Here is a 3,395-nt window from a genome sequence, read left to right as displayed (position 1 = left end):
GCGAGCGCGACCCCCGCCCCCCCGCGCGCCCCGCGCCGGCACCGGCACCGGCGCCCCGCGATGATTCCGCCCGCCTGGGGGATCAGCTGGTCGCGGCCGGCCTGATTTCGCGCGATCAGCTGCGCGTGGCGGTCATCGAGCAGAAGCGCACCGGCGCCATGCTGGGCCAGGTGCTGGTGGACCTGGGCTTCCTGACCGACCAGACCCTGGCCGAGATCATGGCTCACAACAGCGGGCGCGATCGCTTCGACCCGCTGACCACCGTGGCCGATCCCACCGCGCTGGCCCCCCTGCCCGAGGAAACGGCGCGGCGGCTGCGCGTTTTTCCCGTGGGCTACGCCGGGCGCCTGCTGCGCCTGGCCATGGCCGATCCGCTGGACGTGGTGGCCATGGACGAGGCGCGCCGTCCCTACGGCCGCGACACCCGGGTGGAGCCCCTGGCCTCGTCGGAAGCCGAGATCCAAGACGCCATCGACCGCGCCTATGGCCATACCCTGACCCTCGACGGCGTGCTGCGCGAGCTGGAATCCCTGGGCGAGGCCGGGGCCGATCCCGACCGCGTCCAGGGCACCGACGCCCACCCGGTCGTGCGGCTGGTCAACGCACTGTTGCTGGACGCGGTCAAGCGCCGCGCGTCCGACATCCATTTCGAACCCGACGGCGCCTTCTTGCGCGTGCGCCTGCGCATCGATGGCGCCCTGGCCCAGACCCTCACCTTTCACAAGCAGTACTGGCCGGCCGTCGCCCAGCGCGTCAAACTCCTGGCCGGCATGAACATCGCGGATCGCCTGACCCCCCAGGACGGCCGCTTCTCGATGACCGTGGCCCACCGCAAGGTTGATTTCCGCGCCTCGGTCATGCCCACCGTCCACGGCGAGAACGTGGTGTTGCGCATTCTCGACCGGTCGGCCACGCCCTTGAAGCTGGAACAACTGGGCTTTTCGCCCGACACCCTGGCCGGCCTGCGCCGCTTGTGCCTGCGCCCCGAGGGCATGCTCCTGGTCACCGGCCCCACCGGATCGGGCAAGACCACCACCTTGTATGCCCTGATGGACCACATCAGCGCGCCCGAGCTGAACATCGTCACCCTGGAGGATCCGGTTGAATACGATCTGCCCTTGCTGCGCCAGACCCAGGTGCGCGACGGGGCCCGGCTGGGCTTCGCCGAGGGCATCCGCGCCATTTTGCGCCAGGACCCCGATGTGATCCTGGTGGGCGAGATCCGCGACACCGATACCGCCGCCATGGCCCTGCGCGCCGCCATGACCGGCCACCAGGTCCACGCCACCTTGCACGCCAACGATGCCCTGGCCGCCCTTCCCCGCCTGATGGACCTGGGGCTGGCGCCCGGGCTGCTCGCGGGATCGGTCATGGGCGTGCTGGCCCAGCGGCTGGTCCGGCGCCTGTGCCTGCACTGCCGGCGCGAAGGCACCGCCAGCCCCGAGGAATGCCGCCTGCTCGGCGTGGAGCCCAGCCGGCCGCCCACCTTGTGGCGCTCGGTGGGCTGCGAGGCCTGCGGCCACCTGGGCTATCGCGGCCGCGCCGCCCTGACCGAGCTTCTGGTGGTCACCCCCGAGATGGACGCCCTGCTGGCCCAGAACGCCCCGCTTTCGCAGATCCGCACCCTGGCCGATCGCCAGGGCCTGCGCCCGATGGTGGCCGACGGGGTGCGCCTCGTGCTGTCGGGGGTGATCGATATCCCGGCCCTCGTCCGGGCGGTCGATGTCACCCGGCGCCTGGTGTAGGGCGGGCACCGTGGCCCTTTTCGCCTATCGCGCCTTGTCCGCCCGGGGGCGGGTGCTGAAAGGGCGCCTGGAGGCCCGCGACGGCTCCGACCTTTACCGCATGCTGCATGCCGCCGGCCTGCACCTGCTGGGCATGCGCGAGGTGCGCTCCAGCCCGGGCCCGCTGCGCGCCGGCACACGGGGCCTGCTGGCCGCCCTGGGGCCATCGCGCCGCCCGCCGGCCCGCGACCTGATGCAGCTGTGCGTGCATCTGGAACGTGCCCTGGCCGCCGGCGTCCCCTTGCTGGAGGTCCTGGCCGACGCCCGCGCCGTGACCACCCACCCGACCTTGATCCGCGTCCTGGAGGCGGTCGGGCGTGATGTCCGCCAGGGGGTGACCCTGTCGGGCGCCCTGGGCCGCCACGCGGCCGTGCTGGGCCCGGTTGTCGCCCCCATGGTCCGGGCCGGCGAGGAAAGCGGCGACCTGGCCACCGCCTTTCGCCATCTGGGCCGCCATCTGGCCTGGCGCGACGACACCGGCCGGCGGCTGCGCCAGGCCCTGCGCTACCCGCTGCTGGTCTTGCTGCTGCTGGGCGGCGTGCTCGCCTTCCTGATGGAGGCGGTTGTGCCCGACCTGGCCCGTTTCCTGGCCGACCTGGGCGAGGGAATGCCCCCCCAGACCCGGGCCCTGATCGCCTTCGCCCACGCCTGGGGGGAGGGCGGGGGCCTGCTGGGCCTCCTGGTCCTGGCCGGGGGGCTCGCGGGACTGGGGGCGGCGCGGCGGGCCAGCCCCGGGCTGGCCTATCGCCTGGACGCCCTCTGGCTGGGGGTGCCCCTGCTGGGCCCGATCACCCGCCGGCTGGCCCTGGCCCGCTTCGCCCACGTGTTTTCCCTGCTGTTCCAGGCGGGCGTCCCCCTGGCGACCTGCCTGGAAACCGCCCGCGCCGTGCTCGGCAACCGCTGCCTCGCCGAGGCCCTGGACACCGCCGGCCGCGCCGTGACCGCCGGGGTTCCCCTTTCGGAATCCCTGCGCCTGACCGGCCAGTTCCCGCCTCTGGTGTGGCGCATGGTCCGGGTGGGCGAGGATGGCGGCGACCTGGCCGGCGCCCTGGCCCAGGTCGGCGCCTTCCACGACCGCGACGTGGGCGAGGCCACCGATCGCCTGCTGGCCCTCGCGGGCCCCGCCGTGCTTGGCTGCGCCGGCCTGCTGCTGGGCTGGATCATCTGGGCGGTGTTGATGCCGATCTACGACGCCCTCGCGGTGTTGGGCACGTGAAACGGGAGACCTTCGTGATCGCGCACGACGACGACACGCCCCCCCCCGCCGCCCCTCCCCTGGCGCCTCCTCCTCCCGCCGGGTTCCTGTCCGCCTGGCGCGCCCGCCTCGGCGGACGCCCCCGCGCCCTGGTGCTCGCCGATGGGGTTCCGGCCTTGCTGGTGGAACCAGGCCAGCCGCCGCGCGAACTCGCCGACGGCACCGATCCCGGCCCCGGGGGACCCTTGCACCTGTTCACCGACGCCGCCGACCTTCGGGTGGAGGATGAAACCCTGCCCCCGGTTGCCCCCTGGCTGCGCCCCGGGCTACGGAGCAGCCGGGCCCGGGCCCTGGTCGCGCCCGGCGGCGCCGCGCGCGTGCGCCTGCGCGCCGAGCCCCCCGGCCTGCGCCTGGTC

At 74.1% G+C, this 3,395-nt stretch carries 3 protein-coding genes; all 3 read left to right on the top strand.

The features are described from left to right. A partial coding sequence (locus ROR02_RS16070; RefSeq protein ID WP_407672669.1) for a GspE/PulE family protein occupies positions 1-1,745 on the top strand: 1,745 nt, incomplete at its 5' end. Between the two features lie 10 nt (positions 1,746-1,755). After that, entirely contained in the window at positions 1,756-3,000 is a 1,245-nt protein-coding gene (locus ROR02_RS16065; protein ID WP_147165058.1) for a type II secretion system F family protein, read from the top strand. Further along, the coding region (locus ROR02_RS16060) for a hypothetical protein (protein ID WP_218032837.1) at positions 2,997-3,395 on the top strand (399 nt) is incomplete at its 3' end. The genes ROR02_RS16065 and ROR02_RS16060, both read left to right, overlap by 4 nt.

The sequence above is a fragment of the Pararhodospirillum oryzae genome, assembly GCF_007992075.1.
In the GTDB taxonomy this organism is placed as follows: Bacteria; Pseudomonadota; Alphaproteobacteria; order Rhodospirillales; family Rhodospirillaceae; genus Pararhodospirillum; species Pararhodospirillum oryzae.
Note: the sequence above shows the minus strand (reverse complement) of the source record. Positions and strands in the feature narration are given on the sequence as shown.